Source organism: Kribbella sp. NPDC050281, from assembly GCF_040655855.1.
Classification (GTDB): domain Bacteria; phylum Actinomycetota; class Actinomycetes; order Propionibacteriales; family Kribbellaceae; genus Kribbella.
On record NZ_JBFAKS010000033.1, the window covers coordinates 93,691 to 111,502 of the forward strand.

The following is a 17,812-nucleotide window of genomic DNA, read 5'->3' on the forward strand; positions in this document are numbered from 1 at the left end:
CCAGAACTATTTGACAGAGCCCGCGGACAGGCCGGACTGCCAGAACCGCTGGAGGAGAAGGAAGGCGACCACGAGGGGCACGATGGTCAGCAACGACCCCGTGATCACCAGGTTGTAGATAGGGCGGGCACCCACGCCGGTCGCCTGGTTGCTCCACTGGGTGAGCCCGACCGTGAGCGGGTAGAGGTTGGGTTTGCTGAGCATGATCAGCGGCAGGAAGTAGTTGTTCCAGGTCGAGACGACGGCGAACAGCAGGGTCGTGACGATGCCCGGGGCAAGCAGTCGCAGCGCGACGGTGAAGAACGTCCGGACCTCTCCGGCGCCGTCGATCCGCGCCGCCTCGAGGAGCTCATGCGGTACGGCGTCGGTCGCGTACACCCACATCAGGTACAGCCCGAACGGGCTCACCAGGGACGGGATGATGATCGCCCAGACAGTGTTGGTCAGCCCGAGGTTCGAGAACATCAGGAACGTCGGCACGGCCAGCGCGGTCCCGGGTACGGCGACCGCACCCAGCAGCACCGCGAAGACGGCACGCCGGCCGGCGAACTTGTACTTGGCCAGGCCGTAGCCGGCGGCGGTCGCGAGCAGCGTCGCCCCACCGGCACCGACGACCACATAGAGCACTGTGTTGCCGAGCCAGCGCAGGAAGATGCCGTCGTTGTAGGTGAGGGTGTCCTTGATGTTGGTGAAGAACGCGAAGCTCTTGCCGAACCACAGCCCCGGGCTGGAGAGCAGGTCGGCCTGGGTCTTGGTTGCACTGAGCAACAACCAGAGCAACGGCACCAGGGTGTAGACCAGGTAGACCACCATCACGCCGGTCAGCAACCGCGACCGCTTCGGGCGCAGCGGTGAGATCGTCGTACTCACAAGGCCTCCCGGGATCCGCGCAGCTGGACGACGTACGCGATGATCGCGGTGATGACGCCCATCACGATCGCGATCGTGGCGGAGTAGTTGAACTGCTGCCCGGCGAAGGACAGGTTGTAGCCGTACATGTTCGGCGTGTAGTACGTGGTGATCACGTTCGGCGCCAGCGTGCGCAGGATGTTCGGCTCGTTGAACAACTGGAAGCTGCCGATGATCGAGAAGATGGTGGCGATCACGATCGCGCCGCGCAGGGCCGGCAGCTTGACCGCCCGGATGGTCCGGAACGTCCCGGCGCCGTCGATCGCGGCCGCCTCGTAGAGCTCGCCGGGGATCGTGCGCAGCGCCGAGTAGAAGATCAGCATGTTGTAGCCGACGAACTCCCAGGTGACGATGTTGGCGATCGACGGCAGCATCCAGGTCCCGCTCAGCGGCTGGATCGCGGTGGTGCCGAACAGGTCGTTCAGGTCGGCGGCGAGACCGAAGTTGTTGCCGTAGATGTAGCCCCACATCAGCACGGCGACCACGCCCGGTACGGCGTACGGCAGGAAGATCACGATCCGGAAGAAGCTCGCGGCGTGCAGCCGGGCGCTGTCGATGGCCAGCGCGGCCAGCAGCGCGAGGATCAGCATCACCGGCACCTGGACGACCAGGAAGACCGCGACCCGGCCGAACGCCTCCCAGAACTTCGAGTCCTGGATCGCGTCGAGGTAGTTGTCCACTCCGACGAACACGCGACCGCCGAAGAACGCCTGCTCGCGGAACAGGCTGAGGTAGATCGCGTACCCGATCGGGGCCAGGAAGGTCAGCGCGAACACGGCCAGGAACGGGCCGACGAACAGCCACCCCTTGCCGTCCTGACCGGCCCGGCGCCGCCGGCTGCCGGTCGCGCGCAGGGGTCTGATGTGGTCCTGGGCCACGGACTCCGCCATACGTCCGTCGACCTCCTCTCGGTCCCGCGTCACCGCGACGCGCGCAATGTTGACGTCAACATCGACGGCGTGACGGTAACGTGTTTACGTCAACATGTCTAGACTCCAGGCAACGCGAGGGAGGGTCATGGCAGCGGAGGTTCCATTGGTACGGCGGCGGCGCGGTCCGTCGATGGCCGACGTGGCCCGGCTGGCCGGCGTGTCCGGGCAGACCGTGTCACGGGTCGCGAACGACCGGCACAACGTCGACGCGGTGACCCGGGACCGGGTCCGGGCCGCGATGCACGAGCTCGGCTACCGTCCGAACGGCGCTGCCCGCGCCCTGCGTAACGGCGAGTTCCGCAGCATCGGCGCGATCGTCTTCGAGCTGTCCAGCTTCGGTACGACGCGCACCCTCGACGCGATCGCGAAAGCGGCGACGATGAGCGGCTACTCGATCAACCTGCTGCCCGTGCTGGACGTCAGCCAGCGCGCGGTGACGAACGCGTTCAGCCGCCTGGGCGAGCAGGCGGTGGACGGCGTGATCATCCTGATCGAGGCGCACACGTTGGACGAGGCCGGCGTACAGCTGCCGGACGGACTGCCGGTCGTGGTCGTCGACTCGAGCGCCCACTACGACTACCCGATCGTCGACACCGACCAGGCGCAAGGCGCGCGGCTGGCCACGGAACACCTGCTGGAGCTGGGGCATCGAACGGTCTGGCATCTCGGCGGCCCGCCGACGTCGTTCGCGGCCGACCGGCGCCGGCAGTCCTGGGAGCAGACGCTGCTCGACCACGGCTGCGAGGTGCCGCCCGTGCACGACGGCGACTGGACCGCCAGCTCCGGGTACGAGGCGGGACGGGGTCTGGCTGCCAATGACGACGTGACGGCAGTGTTCGTGGCGAACGACCAGATGGCCCTCGGACTGCTCCGTGCCTTGTACGAGCGTGGCCGCGCCGTGCCTGGCGATGTCAGCGTGGTCGGCTTCGACGACATGGAAGAAGCCGCCCACTTCTGGCCGCCGCTGACCACCGTCCGTCAATCCTTCGCGGAGGTGGGACGGCACAGCGTCGACGCTCTGATCAGCGAGATCCAGGCGGGGGAGCATCACCACAGCCCTGTCTCCGTGGCGACCGAGCTGGTGGTCCGGGGCAGCACAGCACCGCCCCGGACGTGATCAGCGGGGCCATCAGACGCCGACCTCCTCCACTGCGAGCACCGCGCGCATCAGGTCCGCGGTCTCCGTGGGGGTCTTGCCAACGCGTACGCCGGCGGCCTCGAGAGCTTCCTGCTTCGCGGCCGCCGTACCCGACGAACCGGACACGATCGCGCCGGCGTGGCCCATCGTCTTGCCCTCCGGCGCGGTGAAGCCCGCGACGTAGCCGACCACCGGCTTGGTCACGTTCGCCTTGATGAACGCGGCCGCCCGCTCCTCCGCGTCGCCACCGATCTCACCGATCATCACGATCGCGTCGGTGTCCGGGTCGTCCTGGAACGCCTGCAGTGCGTCGATGTGCGTGGTCCCGATGATCGGGTCACCGCCGATACCGATCGCGGTGGAGAACCCGAAGTCCCGCAGTTCGTACATCATCTGGTACGTCAGCGTGCCCGACTTCGACACCAGACCGATCCGGCCCGCAGCTGCGATGTCGGCGGGAATGATTCCGGCGTTGGCGCGTCCTGGGCTGATGATCCCCGGGCAGTTCGGGCCGATGACCCGAGTCCCCGCGGCCTGCGCATGCGCGAAGAACGCGGCGGTGTCCTGGACCGGCACGCCCTCGGTGATGACCACGACCAGCGGTACACCGGCGTCGACGGCCTCGGTCACGGCGCCCAACGTGAAGCGAGGCGGCACGAACACGACCGAGACATCCGCATCGGTCGACTTCACCGCGTCCGCGCACGAGCCGTACACAGGGATCGAGCGCTTCGCGAAGTCGACCGACTGACCGCCCTTGCCGGGCGTCACGCCACCGACGATGTTGGTGCCGGCGGCAAGCATCCGACTGGTGTGCTTCTGTCCCTCGGAGCCGGTCATGCCCTGCACGATGACCCGGCTCTTCTCGGTCAGGAAGATCGCCATCTCTGTCCCACCTCTCAGTTCTGCGCCGCGACGGCGGCCAGCTCGGCCGCGCGAGCGGCGGCGCCGTCCATGGTGTCGACCACGGTCACCAGCGGATGGTTGGCCTGGGCAAGGATCTTGCGACCCTCGTCGACGTTGTTGCCGTCCAGCCGGACGACCAGCGGTATGTCGGCCTGGTCGCCGAGCAGTTCGAGTGCCTGGACGATGCCGTTGGAGACCGCGTCACAGGCGGTGATCCCGCCGAACACGTTCACGAACACGCTCTTCACCTGCGCGTCGGACAGGATGATGCCGAGTCCGTTCGCCATCACCTCGGCGCTCGCGCCACCGCCGATGTCGAGGAAGTTCGCCGGTTTCACACCGCCGTGCGCCTCACCGGCGTACGCGACGACGTCGAGCGTGGACATGACCAGGCCGGCGCCGTTGCCGATGATGCCGACCGAGCCGTCGAGCTTGACGTAGTTCAGGCCCTTGGCCTGGGCCGCAGCCTCGAGTGGGTCCGCGGACGCCTTGTCCTCGAAGCTCGCGTGGTCCGGATGCCGGTACGCCGCGTTCTCGTCAAGCGTCACCTTGCCGTCCAGGGCCTCCAGCGCGCCGTCGGCCAGCTTGACGAGCGGGTTCACCTCGACCAGCGATGCGTCCTCGGCGATGAACACGTCCCACAGTTTGCGCACGACGTACTCCGCACCGACCGGGAAACCGGCCGCCGCCACGATCTCGGCGGCCTTGGCGTCGTCGACGCCGACGGCCGGGTCGATGGCGACCTTCGCGATCGCGTCCGGGTTGGTGTGCGCGACCTCTTCGATCTCGACACCGCCCTCGGTGCTCGCGATGCACAGGTAGTTGCGGTTGGCCCGGTCGACCAGGAAGGAGAAGTAGTACTCCTCGGCGATGGCCGCGGCCGGCGCGAGCAGCACCCGGTGCACCGTGTGCCCCTTGATGTCCATGCCGAGGATCTCGCCGGCCTTCGCGACCGCTTCGTCAGGCGTGGCGGCCAGTTTGACGCCGCCGGCCTTGCCGCGGCCGCCGGTCTTCACCTGCGCCTTCACCACCACCCGGCCGCCGAGTTCCGCGGCCGCCGCGGCGGCGTCGGCCGGGTCGTCGATCACCCGTCCGAGGGTCACCGGAACGCCGTGCCGGGCGAAGAGTTCTTTGGCTTGGTACTCCATCAGGTCCACGAGGAAGTCCTCCGATCGCTGGCCGGTCGTATGGCGACTGTATGCTGTATGCATTCTCGTTCACAAGAGCGCCGAGCTCTGGACAACGCCGACGCGGAGGAGTACCACAGATCTCATACGGTATGCAGTAGTCAGGAGGCGACATGAATCACGTGATGCCCTCGCCCCGGGACGTGCGTGACGTCTACGGCCGGCGGTACCGGATCGGCGAGGAGGCCCGGGATCTGACCGGACATTCGCGGCGCTGGCAACTGTGGGCCGCCTGGGCCTGCATGGTTGCCATCAGCCCACTGCAGTACTCCTTCGGCACCGCAGCGCTCGGTCTCGACGCCGACCGCGGTTGGGGTTTCACCCAGACCATGTGGCTGCTGGCGGTCTTCGTCGCCTGCCAGGCCGTGGTCGCCATCCCGGCCGCCTGGGCCCATCGGGTACGCCGTGCCACACCGACGCAACTGGTGATCGTCGGAGGTGTGCTTGCGGCCATCGGGCTCGCGACGCTCGCCCATGCGGGCAGCTATTTCGTTGTCGTCCTCGGCTACTCACTGCTCGGTGGCAGCGGCGCAGGTCTGGTGTACGCCGCCTGCATCACCACGTCGGCCCGGTGGTTCCCGGATCGGCGTACTGCCACGATCGGCTTCGTCACCGGCGGTTTCGCGGTCGGCGCCGTACCGAGTATCGCGTTGCTGGCGCTGGTCGACTCGCCCGGCGGGCGCCGGCTGGTGTTCGATCTGACCGCGATCGTCGCGGTAGCGGTCGTGGTGACCGCGGGTGGGTTGCTGAAGGACCCGCCGCGGCATTGGTGGCCGGCCGACATCGACGCGCAGGCGTGGGCCATCGACCGGAAGCTGAACCGGAGCATCCCGCACAACGCCCCCGCGGTCCGGCACTACCGCCCGGCCGAGGCGATGCGGACCGGTGCACTGCCGCTGATGTGGCTGACGCTCGCGCTGTGTACGGCGCTGTCTTTGTTCGGCATCGCGTTCGTGGTGAGCTACGCAGTAACGGCCGGGTTGGGAATGGCGGTAGCGGGCTTCGCCGCCGGAATGCTTGCCGCAGTCAACGGTCTCGGCAGGTCGTTCGCCGGCAACCTCTCCGACCGGTTCGGCCGGCGCCGGGTGCTGGCCGCAGTACTGATGGTCGAAGGGTTCACCCACGTCGGCCTGGTTGTCGCTGGCGAGGCTGGTGCGGGCTGGGTGTTCGTGCTGTGCGCGATGTTCGCCGGTCTCGGCGGCGGCGCGTTCTACGCGATCATGGCCAACCTGGTGCTCGAGTTCTTCGGCGAGAACAGCCTGCTGCAGAACCAGGCGATCCTGTACTCCGCGAAGGCCGTCGGCGGACTGATCGGAGTCGGCGTCACCGCGTCCCTGATCGCCGAGATCGGCTACCGGCCCTTGTTCCTCGGCGCCGGGCTACTCGGCGTGATCACCGCCCTGAGTGTGCGGTTGCTGAAACAACCCGGGCGACCGGCCCTACCGGTCCGGCCACAGCTGGGTACGCCGGTCAGCGGAACAGTGGGGTCCGGCGAGTGAACGGCTACGGGAAGGTCGCCCGGCCCGATCCGTGTGTCATGGAGTTGGTGTCGAAGCTGGCCCGTGAACCCTGGACGGACCGTCCCACCTGTGTGCATCCGACACTGAGTGCGGTGGCCAGGGCTGTTCACGACCACAGCAGTTCGGCCGGACGCCGTGCGCTGTTGCCGCTGGCGCCGAGCTTCCTCGGCACCGCGCAGCCCGGCTTCGAATCGACGGCCCGGCTGGTCTCGCTGTGCGTGTCCACGGCGCTGGTGGGAGGGGAGCTGACGGCAGACGAGGGGAGGAGACTCTCGAGGGCGCATCAGACCGCGGTCCATTTCCTCACCGGGCAGGATGAGCTGGCGGGATCGGCGCGCTGGTGGTTTCCGGTTCTGGATCGGGTTGGCCGGAGCGAGTCGTTCTACCGGACCTTCGTCGCGCCCGAGCACGCCGCCGAAGCCGTGTCCGTGACGGCCCGCGCCGCGGACGACGTACGGCTGCGCGGGTTGCTGAGACAGTGTCTGGCGGTGGCCGGCTGCGCTGTCACCGCCAGCCAGTCGATCGTGGGAGGCGGGCGGGCACCGGTCTGACCTTTGACGTAGCAACCGGTTGCAGGGTTGACTCGGCCCATGCCCACACCCCTCCGGCTGGCCGTGATCGGCGCCGCGCACGCCCATGTCAGGTACGCGCTGGACGAGGTGACACTGCGCGAGGACCTCGTGCTGGTCGCCGTCGCTGATCCAGATCCGGCGACGGCGGGCCGGTACGCCGGCGAGTTCGGCGTACCGGCGTACGAGGACCACCGGCGGCTGCTCGACGAACTGCGGCCCGAGGTCGTCATGATCGCCGGCATCTACGCGGACCGGGCCGAGGCGATCGTGGACTCACTCCGCGCGGGCGCGCACGTGCTGGCCGACAAGCCTCTCTGTACGACGCTCGCCGAGCTCGACGCGATCGAGGCCGCGCAGCACGAGACCGGCCGCTTCGTCTCCCTGCTGCTGGAGAAGCGGAACTATCCCGAGACCTTGGCGGCTCGCGCGCTGCTGGCCGACGGCTCGCTGGGAGAGTTGGTACAAGTCGCGTCGACCGGTCCGCACAAGCTCAACCGCTCCACTCGGCCGGACTGGTTCCTCACCAGGAAGGGGTACGGCGGGATCCTCGGCGATCTCGCCGTCCACGACATCGACCTCGTCCTGCTGCTGTCCGGAGCGACCGAGGGAACGGTCGCCGGGCTGGCGGACAGCACCGATCCCGAGTTCGCGCTGCACGGATCCCTGCTGCTCGGTGCAGACCCGGTCGTCGCGACGATCGAGGTCAACTGGCTGACGCCCGCGGCATCGCCGTACCACGGTGACTACCGGATGCGACTCACCGGCACCGAGGGCACGGCGGAGTTGTTCTGGGCGCAGAACAAGTTGATCGCGGCAACGACTGACCGCCCGCCCTGGGAAGTGGAGCTGCCGCCCGGCCGTCGCCCGGCGGCCGAGGCGCTCGACTCCCTGTCGGCCGGCCGCGAGCCCAAGACCAGTACGGCGGCAGGGTTCGTGGCGACGCGGGTCGCGCTGCTCGCCCAGCAGAGCGCCGACGCCGGTGGAGTCGTGCTGCCGTGGACCGACGGACAGAGAGGACAGGCCGGATGAAGTTCGCAGTGGTGGGGGCCGGAGTCATCGGTGAGACCCATGCCCGCCTGATCACGTCCCTCCCGGAGGGGTCGGAGCTGGTCGCGGTCGTCGATGTGGAGGCCGATCGAGCCACCACGCTGAGCGGCAAGTACGGCGGTGAGCCGATGACGGACCTGAAGCAGGCCTGCGCCCGTCCGGACGTCGACGCGGTCAGCATCTGCCTGCCCAGCGGCTATCACGCCGACGCCGCCATCACCGCGCTCGAGGCGGGGAAGCACGTCATCGTGGAGAAGCCGATCGACGTGACGCTGGCAGCGGCCGATCGGCTCATCGACGCGGAGCAGCAGACCGGGCTGACCGTGGCCGTGATCAGTCAGCGGCGGTTCCAGCACGCCCCGGCTTTCATGCACCAAGCTGTCGCCGACGGCCGGCTCGGCCGGATCACCACGGGTATTGCCGAGTCGGCCTTCTGGCGCTCGCAGGAGTACTACGACTCCGGCGGCTGGCGCGGCACCGTCGCGCTCGACGGTGGTGGAGCGCTGATGAACCAAGGCATCCACGTGGTCGACCTACTGCTGTGGATGCTGGGCGAGCCCGTCGAGGTGCAGGCGTACAGCGACCGGCTCGCGCATGAGCGGATCGAGGTCGAGGACACGGTGGCGGCGACCGTGCGGTTCCGCAGTGGGGCGATCGGGTCGATCGTGGCCACCACATCGGCCTACCCGGGCCGCCCGGTGCGGCTGTCCGTGTACGGCGACCGCGGCAGCGCGGTGATCGAGAACGACGACCTGATCGTCTTCGACGTCGCCGACGCAGAGCCGACTGCCGAGACCCAGTTGGTCGCAGACGGGCAGCCGGCGGGTGGGGCGAGTGTGACCAAGTCGGTCGCCGACGCGCATCGGGACCAGTACCTCGACTTCATCGAGGCGGTGCGCGACGGCCGCCCGCCGTCGATCGGCACCCGGGACGCCAGGCGTGCGCTCGAAGTGGTGCTCGGGATCTACGAATCCGCCCGGACCGGTGGTCCGGTCCAGCTGACCGGGAGAGGCTGACGTGCGTATCGGCATCATCGGGACGGAGAACTCCCACGTCGACCACATCATCGACTACCTGAACGTCGAGCGGCGGGCCGGCGAGACCCGCGTCGTCGCCCTCAGTGGCGGCGCGAGCGAACGCAACGAGAAGCTCCGCGTCACCGGGCAGCTCGAGCGGCTCGTGGACGCACCGACGGACCTGCTGGGCCTGGTGGACGCCGTGATCATCACCGATCGGCACGGCGGTCTGCACCGGGAGCACGCCGTACCGTTCCTGGCCGAAGGTCTGCCGGTGTTCGTGGACAAGCCGCTCGCCTGTACCGAGGCCGACGCCTGGGCGATCGTTGCCGCGGCGCGCGAACACGATGCAGCGTTGACGTCGTCCTCGGCCGTCCGCTGGGTGCCGGACACGGACGCGCTGGCCGAGCAGGCAGCGTCGCTCGGTGCACCGCAGACCGTGATCACGACCGGGCCGGCCGATCCGGACAGTGAGTACGGCGGCATCTACTTCTACGGCATCCACCCGGTCGACGTCGCCCTCAGGCTCGCACCCGGCGCCATCGGCGACGTACGAGTGGAACGGGTCGCCGACACCATCGTCGCCACTGCTGATGTCGGTGGAGTCCGCGTAGTGGTCCAGTTCGTGCTGCCGGAGCCCGACGGTCGGGTGCCGTTCCACGGCTTGGTCGTCGGCCGGCACGGCCTGGCTGCCCGCGAGCTCGTCCTCGGCCCGTCGTACGTCGAACCAGGGCTGCGTGCGTTCCTGGAGATGGCCGAGACCCGGCGGCCGCCGATCGACTACGACGATCTGGTCCGGCCCATGCAGTTCCTCGATGGAGTCGTCGAGGCGACTCGCCCGCACTGATTCTCGCCGTCACAGATCCGGGCCCCGCAGACACTGTCTGCGGGGCCCGGATTCGTTACGGAGCGCGTCTGCCGGGGGCTCCCACTCCTTCGTGATCGACGTCCCCGGCTCCCCAGAGCCGATTCCTCAACGCCATAAGGGTTTTCTCCAGCGCCACCACAGCCTGACGGGTCCTGGCGAGTTCGTCGTGAATCGTCATCCCAGCCTCCAGGTGCCGAGCTCTGGACAACCACTATGGGCTGGGGTAAGACTACGACTACACCATACGGTATGCAATCTACAGACGAAGCTGTACCAACAAGCCGCACCCCGGCCCTTCCGAGGAGATGACTGCAGATGGCGCAGACAGTGTCGGAGACCCAACCAGCCGCCGACTCACCGAAGCCGGAGCCGGAGCCGGCGACGATCTCAGGTGGTCACCTGGTCGCCAAGGCGCTGAAGGCCGAGGGCGTCGACGTGATCTTCACCCTGTGTGGCGGTCACATCATCGACATCTACGACGGCTGTGTCGACGAGGGCATCGCCGTCGTCGACGTCCGGCACGAGCAGGTCGCCGCGCACGCCGCGGACGGCTACGCGCGAGTGACGGGGAAGCCCGGCTGCGCGGTCGTCACCGCCGGCCCGGGGACGACCGATGCCGTCACCGGTGTCGCGAACGCCTTCCGCGCGGAGAGCCCGATGCTGTTGATCGGCGGCCAGGGCGCGCTGAACCAGCACAAGATGGGATCCCTGCAGGACCTGCCGCACGTCGACATGATGACGCCGATCACCAAGTTCGCCGCGACCGTGCCGCACACCGCGCGGGCCGCCGACATGGTGTCGATGGCGTTCCGTGAGTGCTACAACGGCGCGCCCGGTCCGTCGTTCCTGGAGATCCCGCGCGACATCCTGGACAACTCGGTCCCGGTCGACTCGGCGACGGTCCCGGAGGCCGGTCACTACCGGGCCTCCACCAAGAGCATCGGCGACCCGGCGAACGTCGAGGCGCTGGCCGACCTGCTGGTCCGGGCCGAGAAGCCCGTCGTCCTGCTGGGCAGCCAGGTCTGGACCTCCCGCGGCAGCGACGCCGCGACCGAGTTCGCCCGCACGCTCGACATCCCGGTGTTCATGAACGGCTCGGCCCGCGGCACCCTGCCGCCCGGCGACCCGCACCACTTCCACCTGTCCCGGCGGTACGGGTTCAACAACGCCGACCTGATCCTGATCGTCGGTACGCCGTTCGACTTCCGGATGGGCTACGGCCGCCGGCTGCCGAAGAGCGCGACCGTGGTCCAGATCGACATGGACTACCGCACCGTCGGCAAGAACCGCGACATCGACCTCGGCCTGGTCGGCGACCCGGGCGCGATCCTGGCCGCCGTCACCCAGGCGGCGTCGGGCCGGGTCAGGAAGATCGACCGCAAGGCCTGGTTCGCCGAACTGCGGGCCGAGGAGGACGCGGCGTACCAGAAGCGGCTGCCGCGGCAGCTGTCCGACGCGAACCCGATCCACCCGCTGCGGCTCGCGCACGAGATCAACGAGTTCCTGACCGAGGACTCGATCTACATCGGCGACGGCGGCGACATCGTCACCTTCTCCGGTGGCGTCGTCCAGCCGAAGTCGCCCGGCCACTGGATGGACCCGGGCCCGCTCGGGACCCTCGGTGTCGGCATCCCGTTCGTGCTCGCGGCGAAGTACGCGCGGCCGGACAAGGAAGTGGTCGCACTCTTCGGTGACGGCGCGTTCTCCTTGACCGGCTGGGACTTCGAGACGCTCGTGCGCTTCAAGCTCCCGTTCGTCGGTGTCGTCGGCAACAACTCGTCGATGAACCAGATCCGCTACGGCCAGGAGGCGAAGTACGGCCACGACCGCGGCCGGATCGGGAACACGCTCGGCGACGTGAAGTACGACGAATTCGCCAAGATGCTCGGCGGGTACGGCGAGGAGGTCCGCGACCCGAAGGAGATCGGGCCGGCCATGCAGCGAGCCCGCGAGTCCGGGCTGCCCTCGCTCATCAACGTGTGGGTCGACCCGGACGCGTACGCGCCCGGAACCATGAATCAGACCATGTACAAGTAGGGGAGGACCAGTATGAGCAAGGCCCTCGACGGGGTTCGCGTACTCGACATGACGCACGTGCAGTCCGGACCGTCCTGTACTCAGCTCCTCGCCTGGCTCGGCGCCGACGTGATCAAGCTCGAGGCGCCCACCGGCGACATCACCCGCCAGCAGCTGCGCGACATCCCCGACGTCGACAGCCTCTACTTCACGATGCTCAACTGCAACAAGCGCAGCATCACGCTGAACATGAAGTCCGAGCGGGGCAAGGAGATCTTCACCGACCTGGTCAAGAACTCCGACGTCCTGGTGGAGAACTTCGCCCCCGGCGCGATCGACCGGATGGGCTTCACCTGGGACCGGCTGCAACTGATCAACCCGAAGCTGGTCTACGCCTCGATCAAGGGCTTCGGCCCCGGCCGGTACGAGGACTTCAAGGCCTACGAGGTGGTCGCCCAGGCGATGGGCGGTGCCATGAGCACCACCGGGTTCGAGGACGGCCCGCCGACCGCCACCGGCGCGCAGATCGGCGACTCCGGCACCGGCATCCACCTGGTCGCGGGCATCCTGGCCGCACTGCTCCAGCGGACCAACACCGGCAAGGGCCAGCGGGTGAGCGTGGCGATGCAGGAGGCCGTGCTCAACCTGACCCGGGTCAAGCTGCGCGACCAGCAGCGGCTCACGCACGGTCCGCTGCCCGAGTACCCGAACGAGAACTTCGAGGACGAGGTGCCGCGGTCCGGCAACGCCTCCGGTGGCGGCCAGCCCGGCTGGGCGCTGCGGTGCGCGCCGGGTGGGCCGAACGACTACATCTACGTGATCGTGCAGCCGCCCGGCTGGGCCCCTATCGCGAACCTGATCGGCAAGCCGGAACTGGCCGACGACCCGGACTGGGCGACGCCGGCCGCGCGGCTGGACAAGCTCGACAAGATGTTCGCGCTGATCGAGCAGTGGACCGAGCAGCACACGAAGTTCGAAGTGATGGACAAGCTCAACGCCCTGAACGTGCCGTGCGGGCCGATCATGTCGACCCGTGAGCTGATCGAGGACGAGACGCTGGCCGAGCTGGGCGCCGTGGTCGAGGTGAAGCACCCGCAGCGCGGCAGCTTCAAGACCGTCGGCTGCCCGCTCAAGCTGTCCGACTCCCCGGTCCAGGTCGAGACCTCGCCGGGTCTCGGCGAGCACAACTCCGTCGTCTACGGATCGCTCGGCATTGACACCGCCGAGCTCGAGGAACTCAAGGCAGCCGGCGTCATCTGACGCCCGACCTCTCCCCGCATCCCTGAAGGAGCGCAGGCATGACCTATGACAAGGCAGCAGTCCGGACCATCCTCGACCAGGCTCTGGCGGACGGCCGCACCTCCCTGAGCGCGCCCGAGGCCAAGCTGGTCGCGGACGCGTACGGCATCCCGACGCCGGGTGAGGGGCTGGCCACGACTGCCGAGGGAGCCGCCGGTCTCGCGGCCGAGATCGGTTTCCCTGTCGTGCTGAAGATCGTCTCGCCGGACATCCTGCACAAGACCGATGCCGGCGGCGTGGTCGTCGGCGTCGACAGTGCCGAGGCGGCCAAGGCGGCGTACGAGAAGATCATCGCGAACGCCAAGGCCTACCAGGCGGACGCGGAGATCGTCGGTGTCCAGGTGCAGAAGATGCTGGTCACCGGTGGTGATGTGCAGGAGGTCATCGTCGGCGCGGTCACCGACCAGACGTTCGGCAAGGTGGTCGCGTTCGGGCTGGGTGGCGTCCTGGTCGAGGTACTCAAGGACGTCACCTTCCGGCTCGCCCCGCTGAGCGGGGACGAGGCCCGGGCGATGGTCGACGGGATCGGTGCGCACGAGATGCTGAACGGCGTCCGCGGTGCGAAGCCGGTCGACAAGGATGCCGTCGCGGACCTGATCCAGCGGCTGTCGGACCTGGTCGACGACTTCCCGCAGTTCGCCGAGGTGGACCTGAACCCGGTGCTGGCCGGGCCGGACGGCGCCACCGCGGTCGACTTCCGGATCATCGTGGACGCCGAGGCCGGCAAGCCGGTCGAGCGGTACAGCCAGGAGGAGATCCTGACCGCGATGACGCGGATCATGAAGCCGCGCGCGGTGGCCGTGATCGGGGCGTCGAACGAGACCGGCAAGATCGGCAACTCGGTGATGAAGAACCTGGTCAACGGTGGGTACGCCGGGGACATCTACCCGGTCAATCCCAAGGGTGGCGAGGTCCTCGGGCTGAAGGCGTTCCCGAGCATCACCGACATCCCGGGTGACGTCGACGTCGCGGTGTTCGCGGTCCCCGCCAAGTTCGTCGCCGGTGCGCTCGAGCAGTGCGGCGAGAAGGGCGTCGCGGGCGCGATCCTGATCCCGTCCGGGTTCGCCGAGACCGGCGAGCAGGAACTGCAGGACGAGGTCGTTGCCATCGCCAAGAAACACGGCGTGCGGATCCTCGGCCCGAACATCTACGGCTACTACTACCTGCCGGAGAGCCTCTGCGCGACGTTCTGCACGCCGTACGACGTCCGCGGCAGTGTGGCGCTGTCGTCACAGTCCGGTGGCATCGGGATGGCGATCCTGGGCTTCAGCCGGTCCAGCCGGATGGGCGTCTCCGCGATCGTTGGGGTAGGCAACAAGGCCGACATCGACGAGGATGACCTCCTGACGTTCTTCGAGAGTGACGACAACACCAATCTGATCGCCATGCACCTGGAGGATCTGAAGGACGGCCGGGCGTTCGCCGAGACGGCGGCCCGGGTGTCGAAGAAGAAGCCGGTCGTCGTGCTGAAGGCCGGGCGTACGGACATGGGCGCGCGGGCCGCGAGTTCGCACACCGGCGCCCTGGCCGGCAACGACAAGGTGTACGACGACATCCTGCGACAGAGCGGTGTGGTCCGGGCGCCGGGGCTGAACGAGATGCTCCAGTACGCCCGCGGCATCCCGCTGCTGCCGACGCCGAAGGGTGAGAACGTCGTCATCATCACCGGCGCGGGCGGTTCCGGCGTACTGCTGTCGGACGCCTGTGTCGACGCCGGCCTCACCCTGATGGACATCCCGGGTGACCTGGACGCGGCGTTCCGCAAGTTCATCCCGCCGTTCGGGGCCGCCGGCAACCCGGTCGACATCACCGGTGGCGAGCCGCCGTCGACGTACCGCAACACGATCGCGCTCGGGCTGTCCGACGAGCGGATCCACTCGCTCATCCTGGGGTACTGGCACACGATCGTGACGCCGCCGATGGTGTTCGCGAAGCTGGTCGCCGAGGTGGTGGAGGAGTATCGCGCCAAGGGCATCGACAAGCCGGTGGTGGCCTCATTGTCCGGTGACGTCGAGGTCGAGGAAGCAAGTCAGTACCTGTTCGACCACGGAGTGGTCGCCTACCCGTACACCACCGAGACACCGGTCCAGGTGCTCGGTGCGAAGTACCGCTGGGCCCGTAACGCCGGGCCGCTCGGTTCCTGAAAGTCCCCAACCTGTTCGGAGGAAGCCGGTGATGCTGTTGGTCAGGGGGGAGTGCACGGGGGAGCGTCAAGCCAAGCTGGCGTCGATCTAAGGAGTCCGCCTTGGACGTCACAAGCAAGACCTCAGAAGTACCAGAAGAGCCGGCGGCCTCGACGGCCGTCACCGAGAAGGTCTGGAAGGCCGGCCGGCTCGAACCGATGCCGATCCGGAAGCTTCCGGACGCACCGCCGTCCATGCACATCCTCGGTCCGACCGTGTTCCTGGTCGCGCTGGGCGTGGGCATGGGTGAGTCCTACATGTGGCCCCGCCTGGTGCTGGTGTTCGGCCCGGACATCCGCTGGTTGTTCCTGGTCGGCGTCACCCTGCAGGCGTTCGTGCTGCTGGAGATGGCCCGGTACGCGATGGCGACCGGGGAGAGCATCTTCTTCGGCGCGGCGCGGGTCTTCAAACCGATGATGTGGTTCTTCTACGTCGCGGCGATCCTGATCTATATGTGGCCCGGGCATCTCTCGGCCGGGGCCGCTGCCTTCGAGGAGATCACCGGCATACCTTGGCAGGTCACCGCGTGCGTGGCTCTGGTGTTCGTCGGTGTGCTGTTCAGCCTGCTGTCGGTGATCTACAACTTCCTCGAGAAACTCCTCGGCCTGCTGATCGGCCTGCTGGTCGTCGGTACGTCGGTGATCGCGGCGATCGTGGGCAACTGGGACGATCTGGGCCAGACCCTGCAGGGCATGTTCGCGTTCGGGTTCTTCCCGGAGAAGGCACTGTCCGAGGCCTGGTTCCCGATCGTGGTCGGTTCGATCGCGTTCGCCGGCCCGTCCGGTATGCAGCAGATGTGGTACACGCTGCAGTTGCGCGACAGCGGTGCGGCGATGGGATCGCACATCCCGAAGATCCGCGGTCTGCGGTCGGCCGACCAGGCCGAATCGATGCCGTCGCGAGGCTTCATGTTCGACACCGAGGACCCGGCCGAGATGCAGAAGTGGAAGGGGTGGCGCAAGTGGGTCACCTTCGACGCCCTGCTGCTGTTCTGGGGCATCACCATGCTGGTCACGATCTCGTTCACCGTGCTGGCCATGTCGGCGGCCCGGACGAACCCGGACGTCGCCAGTCTGATCGAGGGCGGTGACCGGGACGCCGCGCTGTCGGCGATGTCGGACGCGTTCGCGTCGGCCGGCAGTCCGATCCTGGGCACGCTGTTCTTCGCCTTCATCGCGCTGATCGGACTGAATGCGACCCTGGGTCTGTTCGACTCGTTCTCCCGCGGCCAGGCCGACATGACGTACTACTTCGTGCCGGGGGCCAAACGGTTCTCGATGTCGAAGCTGTACGCCGGGTTCCTGTGGGGCGTGATCACGTTCGGCATCCTGATCCTGCTGTTCGGTCCGGCCGACGGTCCGGCCGGCATCCTGGACATCCTCGCCTTCTTGTCCACGTTCGCGATGGGTGCCTACTGCATCGTGTTGCTCCTGGTGAACAACAAGCTGCTGCCCAAACCGATCCGGCCCGGGCCGGTGCGCAACGTGATCATCGGGTTCGGCGCGGTGTTCTATCTCGGCATGCTGTTCTACAGCCTGATCCGCTTCGGTGTGGTTGTGAGCTGACCATGATTCAGACAGCTGATCTGAAGCAGCTCGCGGAGTTCTCGGTGCCGGCCGTCTCGGTGGGTGCCGCGGCCGGAGTGATCGCCGGAGGGTTGGCCGCGTTCGTCGGCCAGCCCTTCGGCTGGGCGGTGGCGACCGGTCTCGGCCTGGGCGTCCCGCTGATGCTCTTCGGTGCCGTGTACGCCGTTCTGATGGGCATGGGCAAGATCCCCGCCGGGGTGTTCGCACCGGCGGCGGTCTACTGGGTGATCGCCTTCCCGCTGTCCCTGCTGGTGCATTCCGTCGTGACCGAATGGGTGGTGACCGGTACGCCGGGCCTGCCGCCGGAACCGTTGAAGTTCCTCGCGTTCCGGGCCCTGGTCAGTATGGGCTTCGCGATCGGCTTCCTGTGGATGCACGAGCAGATCGGCCGGCACTGGTGGCCGCACATCCTGGAACGCAACATCTATGCGCGGCGGACGGTGGAGCAGTACGCCCACCTCGCCGCCGCTCTCGAGGCACGCAAGGCCGCGACGGGGCGTGGCCGCACGAAGCGTGTTGCCTGATTCCCTCCGGGTCGCCCGCAACCACCTTCCCGTGGTTGCGCCTTCTCGCCGGACGGAAGGACGAAGTGGTGCTCGGGCGCGGTCGATGGGATGAACTGCAGCCGGCCGT

General features: G+C 68.1%; 15 protein-coding genes. 11 read left to right on the top strand and 4 right to left on the bottom strand.

The window, feature by feature from the left end; all coding sequences use genetic code 11:
• Window positions 1-6 precede the first annotated feature (6 nt).
• On the bottom strand, window positions 7-870 hold the full coding sequence (locus tag AB0I34_RS30695; protein ID WP_360451839.1) for a carbohydrate ABC transporter permease: 864 nt from the start codon (window positions 868-870) through the stop codon (window positions 7-9).
• Window positions 867-1,799, bottom strand: coding sequence for a sugar ABC transporter permease (locus tag AB0I34_RS30700; RefSeq protein WP_360451841.1), 933 nt, complete (start codon window positions 1,797-1,799; stop codon window positions 867-869). The genes AB0I34_RS30695 and AB0I34_RS30700 overlap by 4 nt, the downstream gene beginning before the upstream one ends.
• A gap of 127 nt (window positions 1,800-1,926) precedes the next feature.
• Here AB0I34_RS30700 and AB0I34_RS30705 point away from each other — a divergent pair, with 127 nt between their 5' ends.
• Window positions 1,927-2,958, top strand: coding sequence for a LacI family DNA-binding transcriptional regulator (locus tag AB0I34_RS30705; RefSeq protein WP_360451843.1), 1,032 nt, complete (start codon window positions 1,927-1,929; stop codon window positions 2,956-2,958).
• Window positions 2,959-2,970: 12 nt separating this feature from the next.
• Here the strand turns inward: AB0I34_RS30705 and sucD are convergent, their stop codons facing one another.
• On the bottom strand, window positions 2,971-3,864 hold the full coding sequence (gene sucD, locus AB0I34_RS30710; RefSeq protein ID WP_360451845.1) for a succinate--CoA ligase subunit alpha: 894 nt from the start codon (window positions 3,862-3,864) through the stop codon (window positions 2,971-2,973).
• 14 nt (window positions 3,865-3,878) lie between these two features.
• Window positions 3,879-5,042: an ADP-forming succinate--CoA ligase subunit beta gene (gene sucC / locus AB0I34_RS30715; RefSeq protein ID WP_360451867.1), complete on the bottom strand. Its 1,164-nt coding sequence runs from the start codon at window positions 5,040-5,042 to the stop codon at window positions 3,879-3,881.
• Window positions 5,043-5,185: 143 nt separating this feature from the next.
• Between sucC and AB0I34_RS30720 the strand changes: the two genes are divergently transcribed.
• The 10 genes from AB0I34_RS30720 to AB0I34_RS30765 all read left to right on the top strand — a co-directional run bounded on the left by AB0I34_RS30720 (window position 5,186) and on the right by AB0I34_RS30765 (window position 17,703).
• Complete coding sequence (locus AB0I34_RS30720; protein WP_360451847.1) at window positions 5,186-6,571, top strand: OFA family MFS transporter; 1,386 nt, start codon at window positions 5,186-5,188, stop codon at window positions 6,569-6,571.
• A 113-nt stretch (window positions 6,572-6,684) separates the two neighbouring features.
• Window positions 6,685-7,143, top strand: coding sequence for a hypothetical protein (locus tag AB0I34_RS30725; protein ID WP_360451849.1), 459 nt, complete (start codon window positions 6,685-6,687; stop codon window positions 7,141-7,143).
• 39 nt (window positions 7,144-7,182) lie between these two features.
• Window positions 7,183-8,193 carry a Gfo/Idh/MocA family oxidoreductase gene (locus AB0I34_RS30730; protein WP_360451851.1) on the top strand — a complete coding sequence of 337 codons (1,011 nt, stop codon included), beginning with the start codon at window positions 7,183-7,185 and terminating at the stop codon, window positions 8,191-8,193.
• Window positions 8,190-9,227 (top strand): Gfo/Idh/MocA family oxidoreductase, encoded by a 1,038-nt coding sequence (locus tag AB0I34_RS30735; protein WP_360451853.1) that lies wholly within the window; start codon window positions 8,190-8,192, stop codon window positions 9,225-9,227. The genes AB0I34_RS30730 and AB0I34_RS30735 overlap by 4 nt, the downstream gene beginning before the upstream one ends.
• A 1-nt stretch (window position 9,228) precedes the next feature.
• Window positions 9,229-10,074, top strand: coding sequence for a Gfo/Idh/MocA family oxidoreductase (locus tag AB0I34_RS30740; protein WP_360451855.1), 846 nt, complete (start codon window positions 9,229-9,231; stop codon window positions 10,072-10,074).
• A 336-nt stretch (window positions 10,075-10,410) separates the two neighbouring features.
• Window positions 10,411-12,132, top strand: a complete 1,722-nt coding sequence (locus tag AB0I34_RS30745; protein WP_360451857.1) for a thiamine pyrophosphate-binding protein — start codon at window positions 10,411-10,413, stop codon at window positions 12,130-12,132.
• A 12-nt stretch (window positions 12,133-12,144) separates the two neighbouring features.
• Window positions 12,145-13,371, top strand: coding sequence for a formyl-CoA transferase (gene frc, locus AB0I34_RS30750; protein ID WP_360451859.1), 1,227 nt, complete (start codon window positions 12,145-12,147; stop codon window positions 13,369-13,371).
• Window positions 13,372-13,409: 38 nt separating this feature from the next.
• Window positions 13,410-15,554 carry an acetate--CoA ligase family protein gene (locus tag AB0I34_RS30755; protein ID WP_360451861.1) on the top strand — a complete coding sequence of 715 codons (2,145 nt, stop codon included), beginning with the start codon at window positions 13,410-13,412 and terminating at the stop codon, window positions 15,552-15,554.
• A gap of 101 nt (window positions 15,555-15,655) precedes the next feature.
• A complete protein-coding gene (locus tag AB0I34_RS30760) occupies window positions 15,656-17,158 on the top strand; it encodes an Nramp family divalent metal transporter (protein WP_360451863.1) in 1,503 nt (500 codons plus the stop codon).
• 2 nt (window positions 17,159-17,160) lie between these two features.
• A complete protein-coding gene (locus tag AB0I34_RS30765) occupies window positions 17,161-17,703 on the top strand; it encodes a hypothetical protein (protein WP_360451865.1) in 543 nt (180 codons plus the stop codon).
• Window positions 17,704-17,812: the final 109 nt, after the last annotated feature.